Here is a 16584-nt window from a genome sequence, read left to right on the forward strand (position 1 = left end):
GCTTCGGCCACATCCATACCGCCGAACTTGTTTCGCCACCGGTAGAACGTCTGCTCCGTGATGTCGTGCCGCCTGCACAGATCTTTCACCGGCTCTTCGCGGCTCTCGGCTTCCCGCAGAATGCGGATGATCTGTTCGTCGGTGTGTCGCTTCTTCGTCGAGTTCTCCTTGCCTTTAGGATAAGGGAACTCACTTGCCATTTGTCTACACGATCCGCCGCAGGTCACACCGCCTCTGAAATTTCTCCTTTTGTTCAACGTCAACAGATTGAGGCCGTGGACGTCTCTTCCACAAGCCCCCCATCGTACCGGCCACCATCCATCCAACTGTACCGGTACTGTACCGATCACTGTCGCTAAACTGACCTCCATCCCAGCCTAAAACCGAATGGAGAATCCGCGATGGAATTCCTCACCCTGAGTGCGCTGCCCGCCGGCATGCTGTTCGCCCTCGTCACGACGATCACACCTGGCCCGAACAACACGATGCTGCTCGCGTCGGGCGTGAATTTCGGATTCCGACGTACCGTGCCGCACCTGTTCGGCATCAGCATCGGCGTCGCGATCCTGATGCTGTGCGTCGGCTTCGGTCTCGGCGAAGCGTTCAAGCGCGCGCCGCTGCTGTATACGATCCTCGAAGCCGCCAGCGTCGCGTACCTGCTGTACCTCGCCTGGCGCATCGGCACGTCCGGCGAAGTGAAGGCGCACGGCGCCAAGTCGCGGCCGATGACGTTCATCGAAGCCGCCGCGTTCCAGTGGGTCAATCCGAAGGCCTGGATGATGGTGCTGACCGCCGCGACGACGGTCCGCCTGTCCGCCGACTACGGGATGAACGCCGCGTGGATGGCCGTCGTGTTCATCCTGGTCGGCTTTCCGTGCATCAGCCTGTGGGCCGCGTTCGGCCTCGGCCTGCGGCGCTTCCTGTCGAATCCGCGCGCACTGCGCCTCTTCAACGTGACGATGGCCGTCCTGCTGGTCCTGTCCCTGTATCCGCTGGTCGCACACCTGCTGCAACAGTGAGTCAGCGCTCACCGCGCGCCCGTTGAGATTCGTGCGACGCAGGCGTACGCTTTCAGTCCGGGCGCGCGCGGCCGCTTCCGCGGTTGCGCCGCTGCTGTCGGAGAAAGCCGATGAAGCCACTGCTGAGGACGGGCGAACACATCGAGGGGATGCACTGGATCGCCGAGTATCACCCGCTCACGCACGACATCCGCGTGCTGCGCGAGAACATCGAAATCGGCACTTACTGCGCGCCGCCGACACTGTTCGGCGACGAGGAGGAGATGGGCGCCGCGAACCTCGCCGATCATCGCGGCCGGGAAGCCGCGCTGCGCGCGTATCTGCGCAATTTCGTCAAGGAACACGACGCCGAGGAGTAGCGGCGCGACGCCGCCGCATCGGCAGGCCGCACTAGCGGCCCGCCGCGCATTCGCGCATCGGGCGGCTCAATGCCCGAGCGATTCGATCTTGCCGACCGGCTGCGCAACACCGTGCGGCCGCGCCGTCTGCTTGATCAGCAGTGCGACGCACGCGAGCACGCCCGCAACGGCGATCGTCGCGAACACGCCCGCGAACGAGAAGTGCCGGCGCGTCAGCTCGGCAACGAGAAACGACCCCGCGATCCCGCCGAAGCGGCCGACGCCGAGCATCCACGCCACCCCCGTGCCGCGCCCCTCGGTCGGATAGAACGCGGCGGCAAGCGCGGGCATCGACGATTGCGCGGTGTTCATCAGCACGCCGGCCACGAACACGATCAGCACGAGCAGCCCGACGTTGCCGGCCGCCTGCCCGATCGCATACACGCTGACGGCCGTCAGCGCGTAGCACACGGCGATCACGCGGTTCGCGTTGAAGCGATCCATCAGCACGCCGCACAGCACGGCGCCCACGCCGCCGAGCGGGAACAGGGCGGAGATCAGCGTCGCGCTCTTCGGCGTCAGGCCGGCATCCTTCAGCAGGATCGGCATCCAGTTGATCGATGCGTAGAAAATCACGAGGCCCATGAAGTACGCGAGCCACAGCATCACGGAGCCGACGATGTACGAGCGCGACAGCACGACGCCGAGGCCCTTGCTGCCGGTCTGCGGCGCGGCTTCGGTCATCGCGAACGAGCCGGCGTCGAGCGCATCGCGCGAGATGCGCGCGAGCGTCGCGCGGATCTTGTCGACGGCCTGGCCGGTCGCAACCATGAAGCGCACCGATTCCGGCATCTTCAGCAGCAACAGCACGCCGAGCAGCAGCGGCGTCACGCCGCCGAGCACCAGCACGCTGCGCCAGCCGAAATGCGGAATCATCCACGCGGCCAGGAAGCCGCCGAACGCCGCGCCGAGCGGAAAGCCGCAGAACATCAGGTTGATCACGGTCGCGCGGCGCTTGTCCGGGCAGAATTCGCCCATCATCGTGACCGCGTTCGGCATCGCCGCGCCCAGGCCGACCCCGGTGACGAAACGCAGGATCGTCAGGTGCCCGATAGTCGTCGAGAACGCGGAACAGAGGCACGCGACGCCGAACAGGAACACCGAGCCCAGCAGCAGCACGCGGCGCCCGAGCCGGTCGGACAACGGGCCCGACACGAGCGCGCCGCACGCGAGGCCGAACAGCGCGGCGCTCAGCACGGGCGCGAGATCGGGCTTGGTCAGGTTCCACTCGCCGAGCAGCGACGGCGCGATGAAGCCGATCGCGGCCGTATCGAAGCCGTCGAGCAGCACGATCACGAAACACATGAGGAACACGAGCCATTGAAAGCCGCCGAACGGCTGCTCGTTGATGAAGGTCTGGACGTCGACCACGGGTGCGCGATTCATCGCGAGTCTCCTGTCTGTATTGATTCGAAACGCGGCCCCCGGGGCCGCGCCTTTCCGCTGTTCACGCGCCGATACTCTGCCGGCACGTTCGTCATCGTCGGCGGCCCGCCTGCGTCGGCGGGGCCGCCCGGCCGGGTCGCCTCAGGCGCCCGGCCTGCCGCGCCTAGGCGGCGTCATCCTGTTCCTTGAAGATCCTGTCCGCGAGATGGAACGCGGAATTCGCGGCCGGCACGCCGCAATAGATCGCGGTCTGCAGCAGCACTTCCTTGATCTCGTCGCGCGTCACGCCGTTGTTGCGCGCGGCGCGCAGGTGCAGCGCAAGCTCCTCGCCGCGATTGAGCGCAACCATCATCGCGATGGTCAGCAGGCTGCGCGTATGGCGCGGCAGGCCGTCGCGCGTCCAGATCTCGCCCCATGCATAACGCGTGATCAGGTTCTGGAATTCGTCGGTCACCTCGGTGCGGTTCGCGATCGAACGGTCGACATGCGCATCGCCGAGCACCGCGCGACGCACCTGCATCCCGGCTTCGTAACGTTCTTGCTCATCCATCGCCATCGCCTCACGCGGTCAGGAAGTCGAGCAGCGCACGGTTGAAACCGTCGGTGCACTCGATGTTCGAGATGTGCGCGGCGTCGAATTCGACGTGCCGTGCGCCGGGAATCGCGGCGGCGAGCGCGCGGCCCTGGTCGGGCGGCGTCGACATGTCCTTCGCGCCGGTCACGACGAGCACCGGCAGCGCGATGCCCTTCACCTCCTCGCGCAGGTCGGCCGCGTTCAGCGCGTCGCAGTTCGCCGCGTAGCCGTCCTTGTCGGTATGCACGAACGTATCGCGGATCGCGTCGACGAGGCGCGGCTCGCGCTCGACGAACGCATCCGTGAACCAGCGCGGCAGCACGGCGTCGGCCAGCGCGGCCATCCCTTCGGCCCGCGCCTTCTGCGCACGCGGCGTCCACACTTCGGGCGTGCCGATCTTCGCGGCGGTGTTCGACAGCACCGCGCGCACGATGCGCGACGGGTGGCGTGCGGCGAGCGCCGCGCCCGTCAGGCCGCCCATCGAGATTCCGCAGAAATGCGCGCGTGCGATCCCGACGTGGTCGAGCAGGCCGATCACGTCGCCGGCGAGCTGCTCGATCGTGTACGAGCCGGCCGGCGCCTCGGATTGGCCGTGGCCGCGCGTGTCGTAGCGCAGGATGTTGAAGTGCTGCGTGAGCGGGCGGATCTGCGGCGCCCACATCTGCAGGTCGGCGCCGAGCGAATTCGAGAAAACGAGCCACGGCGCGTCGTCGCGCGCGGCACGGTCGATCCGGTAGTGCAGTTTCACGCCGTTGACAGTGGCGAAGGGCATCAGTGTTCTCCTGGTGATTGCGCGCCCGCGTGCAACGCGAGCACGGCGTCGACGCAGGCGTGCGCCTCGCCGACGTAATGAGCGGGATCGAGCAGCCGCGCGAGCGCGTCGCGCGACAGGTGGGCCGACACGGTCGCATCGGCGGCGAGCACGTCGAACAGCGTCGCACCCGTGCGCACCGCCTCCTTCGACGCGTGCTCGACGACGTGATGCGCATCGAGGCGGCCGATCTTGTCGCCAAGCGCGAGCATCACCGCTTCGCCGAGAATCAGCCCGCGCGTCAGGTCGAGGTTCGCGGCCAGGCGCTCCGTGTTGACGTCGAGGCCCGCGACGATCTGCGCGATCTGCGCGAGCGCGCCGCCCGTCAGGCGCGCGAGGTCGGGCAACGCGTCCCATTCTGCCTGCCAGCCGCCGAGCGCGCGCTCGTGCTCCTGCACCATCCCCGCGAACACCGTCGCGACGAGGTTCGGGGCGCGCACCGCGGCGGTGAGCACCGCCGCGCAGCCGACCGGATTGCGCTTGTGCGGCATCGTCGACGAGCCGCCCTTGCCGGCGGCGGCCGGTTCGCCCAGCTCGCCGACTTCGGTCTGCATCTGCAGCGCCACGTCGCGCGCGATCTTGCCGAGCGTGCCCGTCAGCATGCCGAAGCAGGACGCGGCTTCCGCGATGCGGTCGCGCTGCGTATGCCACGGCACGGCCGGCGCCGCGAGCCGCAGGTCGAGGGCCAGCGCGGCCGTCACGCCGCTCGCGTGCTCGCGCAGGCTGGCCAGCGTACCCGCCGCGCCGCCGAACTGCAGCACCAGCGCGCGCGTGCGCAACTCGGCGAAGCGCGCGCGATGGCGCAGCAGCGCGTCGAGCCATTGCGCGAATTTCAGGCCGAGCGTGATCGGCAGCGCCTGCTGCAGCCACGTGCGGCCGATCATCGGCGTCGCGCGATGCGTGCGCGCGAGCGCCGCGAGCGACGCACAGGTCGCGTCGAGCATCGGCTCGAGCACGTCGAGCGTATCGCGCAACTGCAGCACGGTGGCGGTATCGATGATGTCCTGGCTCGTCGCGCCCCAGTGCACGAACTTCGCGGCCTCGGGGTCGTCGGCCTTCACCTGCGCGGTGAGCTGCCTGACGAGCGGAATCGCGAGATTGCCGCCGAGGGCCGCATCGCGCGCGAGCGCGTCGGCGTCGAGCCGGCCGGCGTCGCACGCGCGCTCGATCGGCGCCACCGCGGCAGCGGGAATCACCTGCTGCGCGGCGAGCGCGCGCGCGAGCGCGGCCTCGACGTCGAGCATCCGCTGGATCGTCGCGCGAGGCGACCAGATCCGGTTGAGCGGCTCGGTGCCGCAAATGAGGGAGGTCAGGCGGGCGCTGTCTTCAAGCATGGCATCGGATGGGGGAAACGGCGTGCGCCTATTGTCCACCCGGGCGCGCCGGCGTGCGCACGAGCGCACGCGCCGGCACGCCCGCGGTTCAGGCGGCGGCCTTTTGCGTCGCGTCGATCAGCGGCACGCCGGTCAGCTTCTGCAGCTCGTCGAACGACAGGTCGGTAAAGATCTCGCTCACGGCCAGCCCTTGGGCCGTCACGTCGAGCACCGCGAGATCCGTGTAGATGCGGCTCACGCACTGCACGCCGGTGACCGGATACGAGCACTGCGCGACGATCTTGCTCTCGCCCTGCTTGGTCAGGTGCTCCATCATCACGAACACCTGCTTCGCGCCGATCGCGAGATCCATCGCGCCGCCGACGGCCGGAATCGCGTCGGGCGCGCCGGTATGCCAGTTCGCGAGATCGCCGGTCGCCGACACCTGGAACGCGCCGAGCACGCAGTAGTCGAGGTGGCCGCCGCGCATCATCGCGAACGAATCCGCATGATGGAAATACGCGCCGCCGGTCAGCAGCGTCACGTGCTGCTTGCCGGCGTTGATCAGTTCGTCGTCTTCCTCGCCGGGCGCGGGCGCGGGGCCCATGCCGAGCAGCCCGTTCTCGCTGTGCAGGAAGATTTCCTTGCTCGGGTCGAGATGGTTCGCCACCAGCGTCGGCACGCCGATGCCGAGGTTCACGTATGCGCCTTCGGGGATGTCCTGCGCTACGCGCTTGGCCATTTCGTCGCGGGTCAGTCGTTTCATGTCGGTATCCTCGGTCAGGCGGCTTGCGGTGCGGCGTGTTCGGCGGCCAGCTCGGCCGAGTGTGCGGGCTGGGGCACCTCGACGACGCGCTGCACGAAAATGCCCGGCGTCACGATGTGCTCGGGATTCAGCCCGCCGAGCGGCACGACTTCCGACACCTGCACGATCGCGACCTTCGCGGCGCTGGCCATGATCGGCCCGAAGTTGCGGGCCGTCTTGCGATACACGAGATTGCCCCAGCGATCGCCCTTGTACGCCTTCACGAGCGCGAAATCGGCGTGGATCGGCGTCTCGAACACGTACGGCTTGCCATCGATCACGCGCGTTTCCTTGCCTTCCGCGAGCCGGGTGCCATAGCCCGTCGGCGTGAAGAAGCCGCCGATGCCGGCGCCCGCCGCGCGGATGCGCTCCGCGAGATTGCCCTGCGGCACCAGCTCCAGCTCGATCTCGCCCGCGCGGTACAGCCCGTCGAACACCTGCGAATCGCTCTGGCGCGGGAACGAGCAGATGATCTTGCGCACCTGCTTCGCCTTGAGCAGCGCCGCGAGGCCCGTCTCGCCGTTGCCCGCGTTGTTGTTGACGATCGTCAGGTCGCGCGCGCCCTGCGCGATCAGCGCGTCGATCAGCTCCGACGGCATGCCGGCCGTGCCGAAGCCGCCGATCATGATGGTCGCGCCATCGTGGATGTCGGCCACCGCCGACTGAAGCGATTCGAAAATCTTGTTGACCATGTCTCTTCCTGATACGAACCCGCGGCACGATGCGCGGCCTGTCGAGGGGACACGCGCGTGCCGCGTGCCGCGCCGGGGCCGATATCGACTCCGGCATTTGTTCACTATTCGAACCTAGATTCGATTAGCGAACGATGGCCGATCATAGGGTCGTGCACAGCGCGTTGTCAAGGCGGGTTGCCTCGGAGGCCGCGGCGTCGTCGAACGGCAGCCCGACGTAGTTTTCGGCGAGCGACTGCGCGGCGGCCCGCGAGCGCGTCACGTACTTCAGCTCGGCAACCTTCAGGCGATTGACGAACGGCGAATCCTCCGGGGACGCATGCAGCATGTTCGTCATGAAGTACGAGAAGTGCTCGGCGCGCCACACGCGTTCGAGGCAGGTCGCCGAATACGTGTCGAGCGGCGTCGCGTCGCCGTTGCGGTAGCGTGCGCCGAGCGCGCGGGACAGCGCGCGGACGTCGGCCACCGCGAGGTTCATCCCCTTCGCGCCGGTCGGCGGCACGATGTGCGCGGCGTCGCCGGCAAGGAACAGGCGGCCGTGCTGCATCGTCTCGGACACGAAGCTGCGCATCGGCGTCACGCTTTTCTGCGTGATCCGGCCCTCGGCCGGCGTCCAGCCCGTGTCGTTCGAAAAACGCGTGTGCAGTTCGTCCCAGATCCGCGCGTCGGACCATTCGGCGAGATCCTCGTCGGGCTTGCACTGCAGGTACAGGCGCGTGACCGTCGGCGAGCGCATCGAGAACAGCGCGAAACCGTTGTCGTGATGCGCGTACACGAGTTCGTCGAGCGACGGCGCCGCATCGGCGAGGATGCCGAGCCAGGCGAACGGGTAGACGCGCTCGAAGGTGTTCAGCTTGTCGGCCGGGATCGTCTGGCGGGCGATGCCGTGGAAGCCGTCGCAGCCGGCGATGTAGTCGCAGTCGATGCGGTCGGCGCGGCCGTCGGCATGCGTGAACGTGACGAACGGGTGCTCGCCCTCGACGTCGTGCAGCGCAACGTCGCCGACTTCGAAATGCATCGGATGGCCATGCTCGACGCCGGCCACGATCAGGTCGCGCACGACCTCGTGCTGGCTGTAGACGGTAATTGCGCGCCCGCCGGTGAGCGCGGACAGGTCGATGCGGTGGCGCCGGCCGTCGAACAGCAGCTCGATGCCGTGATGCTCGAGCCCCTCGCGGCGCATCCGGTCGCCGAGGCCGGCTTCGTTCAGCGTGTCGACCGTCCCCTGCTCCAGCACGCCGGCGCGGATGCGGTTCTCGCAGTACTCGCGCGAACGCGCTTCGACGAGGATGGAATCGATGCCCTGCAGGCGCAGCAGATGGGACAGCAGAAGGCCGGACGGACCGGCGCCGATGATCGCGACTTGGGTGCGCATTGTTCGTCTCCTGAACATTGGTTCGAATAATGGAACACATTTGAGCGCTTTCCCGACTATGCGGCAACGCGATTCAGGAGATATGTTGTATACGTTTTGAAGATACTGGCCCGGCGATGGATACGCTCGATCTGAACCTGATTCCCTATCTCGTCGCGCTCGACGACACGCGCAACGTGAGCCGCGCCGGCGACCTGCTCGGCGTGAGCCAGCCGCGCGTGAGCACGGCGCTCGGCCGCCTGCGCGACTACTTCGGCGATCCGCTGTTCGTGCGCACGTCGCGCGGGATGGAGCCGACGCCGCGCGCGCTCGCGCTGCTGCCGGCCGCGCGCGACGCGCTCGCGCAGATCGAGCGCGGCCTCGTCGCGCCGCACGACTTCGACCCGGCCGCGAGCACGCATACGTTCTCGATCGCGCTGTCGGACGTCGGCGAGATCGTGTTCCTGCCGAAGCTGCTGCAGGCGTTCGCGACGCGCGCGCCGCACGCGAACCTGCGTTCGGTCTCGCTCGCGCACGACGAAGTCGGGCGCGGCCTCGAAGCCGGGTCGATCGATCTCGCGGTCGGCTACTTCCCCGATCTCGACGGCAACAACTTCTTCCAGCAGCGTCTGTTCACGCACCGGTTCGTCTGCCTGATGCGGCGCGGCCATCCGCTCGAGCGGACGCCGCCGTTCACGGTCGGGCAGTTCCTCGCGTGCGGGCATGCGGTGGTGCGCGCCGAAGGCCGCAGCCAGGAGGTGCTCGAGAAATATCTCGCGAAGCAGCGCATGCAGCGCCGCGCGGTGCTCGAGACGCCGCACTTCATGAGCCTGCCGTTCATCCTGAGCCGCACCGACCTGATCGCGACGGTGCCGCATGCGATCGGCTATGCGTATGCGGCCGAGCACGCGTTCATCGTGCCCGTCGAGCCGCCGCTCGCGTTGCCGCGCTTCGACCTGAAGCAGCACTGGCATCGCAAGTACCACAACGATCCGCGCACCGCGTGGCTGCGCGGGGTCGTCGCGTCGCTGTTCAACGACGAACAGGACGAATGGCCGAAGTGAGCGCCGGGCCCCACACACGCGCCCCGAAAGCATGAAACAATGCCCGGATCACGCGCCGCCCCGGCGGCCGCATTCAACGGAGCAGATAGATGGGTAAAAAGAAGTCCGCACGGCCTGAACCGGCCGCCACCCGGCCGAGCCGCGAAGAAGCCGAAGACGCGGTCCGCGTGCTGTTGCGCTGGGCCGGCGACGATCCCGCGCGCGAAGGCCTGATCGACACGCCCGCACGCGTCGTGCGCGCGTACGAGCAGTTCTTCGCCGGCTATGCGCTGGAGCCGCGCGACATCCTCGCGCGCACGTTCAGCGAAGTCGACGGCTACGACGAAATGATCGTGCTGAAGGACATCCGCTTCGAGAGCTACTGCGAGCACCACATGGTGCCGATCATCGGCCGCGCGCACGTCGCGTATCTGCCGAACCATCGCGTGGTCGGCATCTCGAAGCTCGCGCGCCTCGTCGACGCGTTCGCGAAGCGCCTGCAGATCCAGGAAAAGATGACCGTGCAGATCGCCGACACGCTGTTCGACGTGCTGCAGCCGAAGGGCGTGGGCGTGATCCTCGAGGCCGCGCACCAGTGCATCTCGACGCGCGGCGTGCACAAGCCGGGCGTCGAGATGGTCACGTCGCGCATGCTGGGTACGTTCCGTACCGATCCGTCGACGCGGCGCGAATTCCTGTCGATCGTCGCCAACCCGTCCTCAGTCAACCTGACGAACACGTAATGGAGCCGACGAAGCAAGCGGCGCCCGCGCCCGTCGTGCTCGTGACCGGCGCCGCGCGCCGGGCCGGGCGCGCGTTCGCCGAGTATTTCGCCGCGCACGGCTATCGCACCGCGGTGCATTACGACCGTTCGGCCGATGCTGCGCAGGCCACGGCCCGCGCGATCGCCGAACGCGGGCAGGATTCAGAGGCGCTGCAGGCCGACCTGTCGGACGCCGAGCAGATCACCGCGCTGATCGACCAGGTCTATGCGCGCTTCGGGCGCCTCGACGTGCTCGTCAACAACGCGTCGGTGTTCTGGCAGGACCACTTCCCGCGCTTCGACCTCGCGGCATTCGACCAGGCGTGGGCCGTGAACTGCCGCGCGCCGATCCTGCTCACCCGCGCGTTCTACGAACGGGCCCGCGCGGCCGGCACGCAAGGGGTGGTCGTGAACGTGGTCGACCAGAAGATCAAGGAAAACTTTCACCGCGACCATTTCAGCTACACGGTCGCGAAGGCCGCGCTCGGCAACCTCACGCAGATGCTCGCGCTGTCGTCCGCCCCCGTGCTGCGGGTGAACGCGGTATTCCCGGGGCTGATGCTGCCGAGCGACGACCAGACGCAGGCCGATTTCGAGCACGCGAGCCGCGCGTCGACGCCGCTCGCGCGCATCGCCGGCCCCGACGACGTCGCGAGCGCGATCCTGCTGCTCACGGGCAACGCCTACAACGGCGTGGATTTCGTCGTCGACGCGGGGCAGAACCTGATCCGCGTCGACCAGGACGTGCTGTACAAGCACCGCTCGCCCGCCGGCAAGCACTGACCGCACGCGGGGCGGCGGCCCTCGGCCGCGCGCCGCGTTACGGCTTCTCGGCGCTCCCGCCTTCGCGCACCTTGCCCTGCGCGACGCTCGTGCCGGGCGGCACGCTGTGCGTGAGCCACACGTTGCCGCCGATCACCGAGCCGCGCCCGATCGTCACGCGGCCGAGGATCGTCGCGCCCGCATAGATCACCACGTCGTCCTCGACGATCGGATGCCGGGCGTTGCCCTTGACCAGCGCGCCCTCGCCGTCGGCCGGGAAGCTCTTCGCGCCGAGCGTGACGGCCTGGTACACGCGCACGCGCTCGCCGATGATCGCCGTCTCGCCGATCACGACGCCCGTGCCGTGGTCGATGAAGAAGCTCGGGCCGATCCGTGCGCCCGGGTGGATGTCGATGCCGGTGGCCGAGTGCGCGATTTCGTTGATGAACCGCGCGAGCAGCGGCACGCCGAGCCGGTGCAGCGCGTGCGCGAGCCGGTGGTGCATCATCGCCAGCACGCCGGGATAGCACAGCAGGATCTCGGTGACGTGCTGCGCGGCCGGATCGCCCGCATACGCGGCCTGGATGTCGCTGACGAGCAGCGCGCGAATCTCCGGCAACTGCCGGCCGAATTCGCGCGCGATCTCGAACGCGCGTTCGTCCAGCTCGGCGAACGGCGTATCCGCGTGTTCGGGCAGGAACGGCAGCGCGCGGCGGATCTGCTCGGACAGAATGCGCAACGTGCTTTCGAGCGTGTGGCCGACGTAGAAATCGACGCTTTCGTCGGTCAGGTCCGGCGCGCCGTAGTGCGTCGGAAACATCGATGCGCGCAGGCCGGTCACAATCTTGCAGATCGCATCGCGCGACGGCAGTTCGCGGATGCCGCGCGGATGACGCGTGCGGTGGAGTTCCTCGCGCGACTCGCGCAAGCCGGCGACGATGGCTTCAAGGCCCCATTGACGGGAGGGTGATGTCGACATATGTCAATGCAGGCGGCTGCGCTCGGTCGCACGGCCGCTAATAAAGTGACGGGTTCCGCAAGATTACCGCGTTTTTCGTGCGGAAGCGGCGCACCGGGGATCGGCCGAACGGCCGAGGGCGCCGGATCGCGGCGGCGTCATATCGAGATGGTGCTCGCGTCGATCCATCGCACGGCCCAGTCGCGCGCGTGCGCGATCGCGGCGTCTTCGTCGTTGAACTGGAGTTCGATCGGGAAGAAACGGTTCGCGACGAGTTCCCCGTCGCTCGATCGGGAGATCACGACGTAGGGCTTGAACGAACCGTCACTGGCGCGCGCGGGCGCGCAGTTCAACAGATAACCGCGGTGCGTGAAGGCAGTAGTCGCTTGCATGAATCCGCCACCTCTAGTCCCTTGCCTTGTTGTTCACTACCCGTCTTGAGGGTGCTGCGGCGCCCCCGGCGCGGGCAGAGGCGGCACGACCGAATCCCTGTCGCCGCGTCGCAGGAAAAGAATCATACTCTGTAGAAAATGGGTCTTCTAGCTGAAATAAATCACGACAAATCAGTGCGCGTCACGCGACCGCGGCGATCGCCCGCGCGCCCTTTCCCGTCATGCCCGGAACGGGATTTGCTTCGATCCGGAGTGCTTCGCCGCGAGGAGAGCCGCGATGGAATCATCCGGTCAAACCGGTCGTTCGCAACCGCGCAGCATCGAGCTCGACAACGACGACACGCACGACAGCACGGTCGACACCGACGGCAAGAACCGCGAGGCGTCGCGCCTCGCCGGCGGCGGGCCGATCTCGCCCGACCAGATCACGCGCAGCAACGCGTCGCTCGTCAATGCGATGCCGGAAGCCGGTGACGGCTTCGCCGGCTTCGACAGCCGCCCGGGCGGCAATCATCCGGCGTTCGCGCTGCGGGCCGGCTACATGGTGATCGAGAAAGGCTTCGACACGCCGCCGCCCGCCGGCGACGCGCCGTTCGGCCCCGTCCACCGGATGTACGGCAGCGCCTACTGGCCCGGCCACCAGCCGCGGCCGGAACGCGTCTTCGAACTGACGGTCGTGCCGAGGTAGCCGGCGCGGCGTTTGAATCGGTCGTTCGTTTGCATGCCGGCACGGGTCGCTGCCCGATGGCCGCGGATCGGTGCGCCCGCACCGCGCGCCGGCGCACGCACGCCGTCCAGGCGAACGATTCCGCGCGGCGGCATCGGCGGTTTCATGCGGGCGCGGATCGCGTGGATGCACCTGCATTGATCGAAGTCATGGCGAGACGGCGCGGCTGCGATTGAATGGCGGCTGGCGATGCGTGCGATGCGCGTGACGCGTGCGATACATGCAAGACATGCGATGCGTGCGTCCGTGACGATCGCGCCATAGCGATGCGATCGGCGTGCCCGCCTACCCGCGCGATGCGCGCCTTCGATGGCCGCGCATGCGTTCTCGCAGGCGACGCGCGCAACGACCGTGCTCGAGTCGTGCGGCGCGTGCAGTTCAGCGCCGCGCGGCACCTCGCTGCAAAGTCCCCGCCGTTGGTTTACTCTGCCTCGCAGCATTGCCCGACCCGATCGGCCATCCGGCCGGCTTCGTTTCAACCCGCCACTCGGAGACACTATGTACAAGCGTATTCTGGTTGCCGTCGACGGCAGCGACACGTCCCGCCATGCGTTCGATGCCGCACTGGCGCTCGCGAAAGCGCACGGCGCCGAGCTGCAGCCGTTCTACGTCGTCGAGAACGCCGCGATCTACTACAACGTGCCCGGCTACGATCCGTCCGTGCTGCGCGATCAGCTCGTCGCGCAAGGCAACGAACTCGCGAAGGAATTCACGAAACAGATGCAGGCCGCGGGCGTGCAGGGCGAGACGCGGCTGAACGAGGCGACGTCGCTCAACGACGTGTCGTCGCTGATCCTCGAAGGCGCGAAGGCGTTCGGCGCCGATCTGCTCGTGCTCGGTACGCACGGCCGCCGCGGCTTCCGCCGCCTCGTGCTCGGCAGCATCGCGGAGCAATGCGTGCGGCATGCGACGCTGCCCGTGCTGCTGATTCCGGCGGCCGCCAACGACCACACGCCGGCCGCCTGAGCGGTGTGCGGCATGCGCGGCCCGTCGCGACGTTTTGTCACCCGACAGCGGCAACTTGCGGTGGGACAATGATTCAGTCGATTCAACGCCGGAGTAAACGATCATGCTGACGCCCGTCGCTACACGTCCCGCCGCCTCGCCTCACGCCGGCAGCTGGGCTCCTCGCCAGGCCGCGCACTGCTCGACATGCGCAATGCGGCACCTGTGCATGCCGCAGGGCCTGGCGCCCGAAGCGCTCAGTCGCCTCGAGTCGGTCATCTGCGCGGCGCGCCCCGTGAAGCGCGGCGAAGCGCTGTTCCGCGAAGGCGACGCATTCGACAACCTGTACGCGGTGCGCTCGGGTTCGCTGAAAACCGTCGCCACGCGCCATGACGGCCGCGAGCAGGTCACCGGGCTGCATCTCGCGGGCGAGGCGCTCGGTCTCGACGGCATCTGCGACGACACGCATCCGCGCACCGCGGTCGCGCTGGAAGACAGCTCCGTCTGCGTGATTCCGTACAGCGCGCTGAAGGCGTTGTGCTCGGAAGCCGGTTCGATGCAGTTGCGCATGCACAAGCTGATGAGCGAACAGATCGTGCGCGAAACGTCGCAAACGATGCTGCTCGGTTCGCTGAATGCCGAAGAGCGGGTCGCCGCCTTCCTGCTCGACGTATCGTCGCGCTACCTGAAGCGCGGTTACTCGCCGTCGGAATTCAACCTGCGGATGACGCGCGAGGACATCGGCAGCTACCTCGGCATGACGCTCGAAACGGTCAGCCGCACGCTGTCCAAATTCCAGAAGCGCGGCCTGATCGGCATGCAGGGCCGCCACGTGCAGATCATCGATTTCGACGGCCTGCAGCACGTCTGACGCCGCCCGGCGCGCGCTTCTCGCGCGCCGCCCCCGTCGCGCCGCCGATCAATCGAGAAACAGCGCGGCGCGCGCCTTCAGCGCCGCGCTGAAATCGTCGAGCCAGCCGATCGACAGGCGCCAGCTCTGCCAGTACAGGTCGATGTCGACGGTGCGCCCGCGCGACATGTCGACCAGTTCGCCCGCATCCAGCTGGCGATCGACCATCCGGTCCGGACACATTCCCCATCCCAGCCCCGTTTCGCACGCGCGCAGGTAGCCCGCGACGTGCGGGATCCAGTGCTGCGGCGGATCGAGATCCGCGCGCGTCACGCGCCGGATGAAACGCGCCTGCAGCCCGTCCTTCGGATTGAACATCACGCACGGCGCGCGGCGCAGCGCATCGCGCGTGATGCCCGCGCCGAAGTAGCGTTCGTAAAACGCCGGCGAGCACACCGCGCGATAGCGGATGCGCCCGAGCCGCTCCGAACGGCACCCCTGGATCGGCTCGGCCTGCGCGGTCACGGCGCCCTGCACGCTTCCGTCGCGAATACGCGAGGCCGTGTAGTCCTGGTCGTCGATCACGAGGTCGAGCAACGTCTCGCGCTCCGTGCAGAACGGTCCGACCGCGTCGATGAACCACGTCGCGACGCTGTCGTCGTTGACGGCCACGCGCAGCGTCGGCCACGCGCTCGCGATCTGGCCCGGCAGCGCCGGCATCCGGCCGCCCAGCTCGGCCTCCAGCAATTGCACGCGCTCGGTGTGCCGGCACAGCAGCGCGCCCGAGGTCGTCGCGACGCACGGCTGCCCGCGCCTGACGAGCACGCTGCCGACCCGCTCCTCCAGCAGCTTCACGCGCTGCGACACGGCCGACGGCGTGACGTTCAGCTCCTTGGCCGCACGCTCGAACGAGCCGTGGCGGATGACGGCCGCGAGGGCATCGAGCAACGCGTAGTCGAGCATTAGATTTCCTTAATCTGCATTAGGTGATTTAGCTTCTCTTATTCTCATGCCGACCGCAGACTAGCGCTACCCGATTCATCCGTCTACTGCTGCTACCGCTTCCCCACCATGAACTGGCTCGCTTTTTCCCACGGCCTCGCGCTGTGTGCATCGCTCATCGTCACCATCGGCGCGCAGAACGCGTTCGTGCTCCGGCAAGGCATCATGCGCTCGCACGTCGGCAAGATCGTCCTGCTGTGCGCGCTGTCCGACATGATCCTGATCGGCGCGGGCGTCGGCGGCGCGTCGGTGCTCGTCGAACGCTATCCGACCTTCGTCCATGCGGTGCTGTACGTCGGCCTCGCGTATCTCGCGTGGTTCGGCATCAACGCGCTGCGCCGCGCGTTCAAGCCGGGCCACGCCACGCTCGACGTGCGCGGCGACGCGGTCGCGCCGCCGCCGCAAAGCGCGATGGCGGTCGTGCTGATGACGCTCGCGTTCACGTGGCTCAACCCGCACGTGTACCTCGACACGTTCCTGCTGATCGGCACGGCCGGCGCACGCGAGCCGGAAGGGGCGCGGTTCGCGTTCGCGATCGGCGCGATGACCGTCAGCGTCGTGTGGTTCCTCGGGCTCGGCTATGGTGCGCGACTGCTCGCGCCGTGGTTCCGCAAGGCGCTTGCGTGGCGCGTGCTGGACGGCGCGATCGGCAGCATGGTGCTGTTTCTCGCGGCCGTGCAGTTGCGCTGACCGGCTCGCCGTTGCACGGGCGGCCGCGGGCCGCCCGCCCCCGGCGCCCCGGCGTCCCGAACGGGTGGCGACTCCGTTTTCCCCATCGCCCTCCCCGCCT

20 protein-coding genes are annotated in these 16584 nt (G+C 68.1%); 9 read left to right on the forward strand and 11 right to left on the reverse strand.

All coding sequences use genetic code 11. The features are described 5' to 3' along the window. Window positions 1–200 (reverse strand): transposase (locus GQ57_RS36730; protein WP_052001618.1); only part of this gene is annotated, 200 nt, incomplete at its 3' end. Between the two features lie 201 nt (window positions 201–401). Here GQ57_RS36730 and GQ57_RS36735 point away from each other — a divergent pair. Continuing rightward, complete coding sequence (locus GQ57_RS36735; protein WP_031397188.1) at window positions 402–1019, forward strand: LysE family translocator; 618 nt, start codon at window positions 402–404, stop codon at window positions 1017–1019. A 110-nt stretch (window positions 1020–1129) separates the two neighbouring features. Beyond that, window positions 1130–1378 (forward strand): hypothetical protein, encoded by a 249-nt coding sequence (locus GQ57_RS36740; protein ID WP_031397187.1) that lies wholly within the window; start codon window positions 1130–1132, stop codon window positions 1376–1378. A 66-nt stretch (window positions 1379–1444) separates the two neighbouring features. On the opposite strand, the gene GQ57_RS36745 is transcribed toward GQ57_RS36740, so the two are convergent. The 7 genes from GQ57_RS36745 to pobA all read right to left on the reverse strand — a co-directional run bounded on the left by GQ57_RS36745 (window position 1445) and on the right by pobA (window position 8373). After that, a complete protein-coding gene (locus GQ57_RS36745) occupies window positions 1445–2803 on the reverse strand; it encodes an MFS transporter (RefSeq protein ID WP_034200470.1) in 1359 nt (452 codons plus the stop codon). Window positions 2804–2966: 163 nt separating this feature from the next. Further along, complete coding sequence (pcaC, locus tag GQ57_RS36750; protein WP_031397185.1) at window positions 2967–3353, reverse strand: 4-carboxymuconolactone decarboxylase; 387 nt, start codon at window positions 3351–3353, stop codon at window positions 2967–2969. Window positions 3354–3363: 10 nt separating this feature from the next. Beyond that, the gene (gene pcaD, locus GQ57_RS36755; RefSeq protein ID WP_034200471.1) at window positions 3364–4149 is read right to left on the reverse strand and encodes a 3-oxoadipate enol-lactonase; all 786 of its coding nucleotides are present in this window, start codon (window positions 4147–4149) and stop codon (window positions 3364–3366) included. Next, entirely contained in the window at window positions 4149–5522 is a 1374-nt protein-coding gene (locus tag GQ57_RS36760) for a 3-carboxy-cis,cis-muconate cycloisomerase (RefSeq protein WP_031397183.1), read from the reverse strand. The genes pcaD and GQ57_RS36760 overlap by 1 nt, the downstream gene beginning before the upstream one ends. An 88-nt stretch (window positions 5523–5610) precedes the next feature. After that, entirely contained in the window at window positions 5611–6267 is a 657-nt protein-coding gene (locus GQ57_RS36765) for a CoA transferase subunit B (RefSeq protein WP_031397182.1), read from the reverse strand. A gap of 14 nt (window positions 6268–6281) precedes the next feature. Then, a complete protein-coding gene (locus GQ57_RS36770) occupies window positions 6282–6998 on the reverse strand; it encodes a 3-oxoacid CoA-transferase subunit A (RefSeq protein ID WP_031397181.1) in 717 nt (238 codons plus the stop codon). A 142-nt stretch (window positions 6999–7140) separates the two neighbouring features. Further along, complete coding sequence (gene pobA / locus GQ57_RS36775; protein ID WP_034200472.1) at window positions 7141–8373, reverse strand: 4-hydroxybenzoate 3-monooxygenase; 1233 nt, start codon at window positions 8371–8373, stop codon at window positions 7141–7143. 116 nt (window positions 8374–8489) lie between these two features. Between pobA and GQ57_RS36780 the strand changes: the two genes are divergently transcribed. From GQ57_RS36780 to GQ57_RS36790, 3 genes are all read left to right on the forward strand, one after another. Then, the gene (locus tag GQ57_RS36780) at window positions 8490–9416 is read left to right on the forward strand and encodes a LysR family transcriptional regulator (RefSeq protein ID WP_031397179.1); all 927 of its coding nucleotides are present in this window, start codon (window positions 8490–8492) and stop codon (window positions 9414–9416) included. 89 nt (window positions 9417–9505) lie between these two features. Then, window positions 9506–10138, forward strand: coding sequence for a GTP cyclohydrolase I FolE (folE, locus tag GQ57_RS36785; RefSeq protein ID WP_031397178.1), 633 nt, complete (start codon window positions 9506–9508; stop codon window positions 10136–10138). Further along, entirely contained in the window at window positions 10138–10941 is an 804-nt protein-coding gene (locus GQ57_RS36790; RefSeq protein ID WP_034200473.1) for an SDR family oxidoreductase, read from the forward strand. The genes folE and GQ57_RS36790 overlap by 1 nt, the downstream gene beginning before the upstream one ends. 37 nt (window positions 10942–10978) lie before the next feature. On the opposite strand, the gene epsC is transcribed toward GQ57_RS36790, so the two are convergent. Continuing rightward, window positions 10979–11899 (reverse strand): serine O-acetyltransferase EpsC, encoded by a 921-nt coding sequence (gene epsC, locus GQ57_RS36795; RefSeq protein ID WP_034200474.1) that lies wholly within the window; start codon window positions 11897–11899, stop codon window positions 10979–10981. 137 nt (window positions 11900–12036) lie between these two features. After that, window positions 12037–12270 (reverse strand): hypothetical protein, encoded by a 234-nt coding sequence (locus GQ57_RS36800; RefSeq protein WP_031397175.1) that lies wholly within the window; start codon window positions 12268–12270, stop codon window positions 12037–12039. A gap of 277 nt (window positions 12271–12547) precedes the next feature. Between GQ57_RS36800 and GQ57_RS36805 the strand changes: the two genes are divergently transcribed. The 3 genes from GQ57_RS36805 to fnr all read left to right on the forward strand — a co-directional run bounded on the left by GQ57_RS36805 (window position 12548) and on the right by fnr (window position 14813). After that, on the forward strand, window positions 12548–12958 hold the full coding sequence (locus GQ57_RS36805; protein WP_031397174.1) for a DUF3005 domain-containing protein: 411 nt from the start codon (window positions 12548–12550) through the stop codon (window positions 12956–12958). Window positions 12959–13495: 537 nt separating this feature from the next. Next, window positions 13496–13963, forward strand: coding sequence for a universal stress protein (locus GQ57_RS36810; protein WP_034200475.1), 468 nt, complete (start codon window positions 13496–13498; stop codon window positions 13961–13963). 103 nt (window positions 13964–14066) lie between these two features. After that, complete coding sequence (gene fnr, locus GQ57_RS36815) at window positions 14067–14813, forward strand: fumarate/nitrate reduction transcriptional regulator Fnr (protein ID WP_031397171.1); 747 nt, start codon at window positions 14067–14069, stop codon at window positions 14811–14813. Between the two features lie 48 nt (window positions 14814–14861). On the opposite strand, the gene GQ57_RS36820 is transcribed toward fnr, so the two are convergent. After that, window positions 14862–15755 carry a LysR family transcriptional regulator ArgP gene (locus GQ57_RS36820; RefSeq protein ID WP_031397170.1) on the reverse strand — a complete coding sequence of 298 codons (894 nt, stop codon included), beginning with the start codon at window positions 15753–15755 and terminating at the stop codon, window positions 14862–14864. Window positions 15756–15863: 108 nt separating this feature from the next. Here GQ57_RS36820 and GQ57_RS36825 point away from each other — a divergent pair, with 108 nt between their 5' ends. Beyond that, window positions 15864–16484 carry a LysE/ArgO family amino acid transporter gene (locus tag GQ57_RS36825; RefSeq protein WP_031397169.1) on the forward strand — a complete coding sequence of 207 codons (621 nt, stop codon included), beginning with the start codon at window positions 15864–15866 and terminating at the stop codon, window positions 16482–16484. Window positions 16485–16584: the final 100 nt, after the last annotated feature.

The organism is Burkholderia sp. MSh2 (assembly GCF_000731655.1).
GTDB lineage: Bacteria > Pseudomonadota > Gammaproteobacteria > Burkholderiales > Burkholderiaceae > Burkholderia > Burkholderia paludis.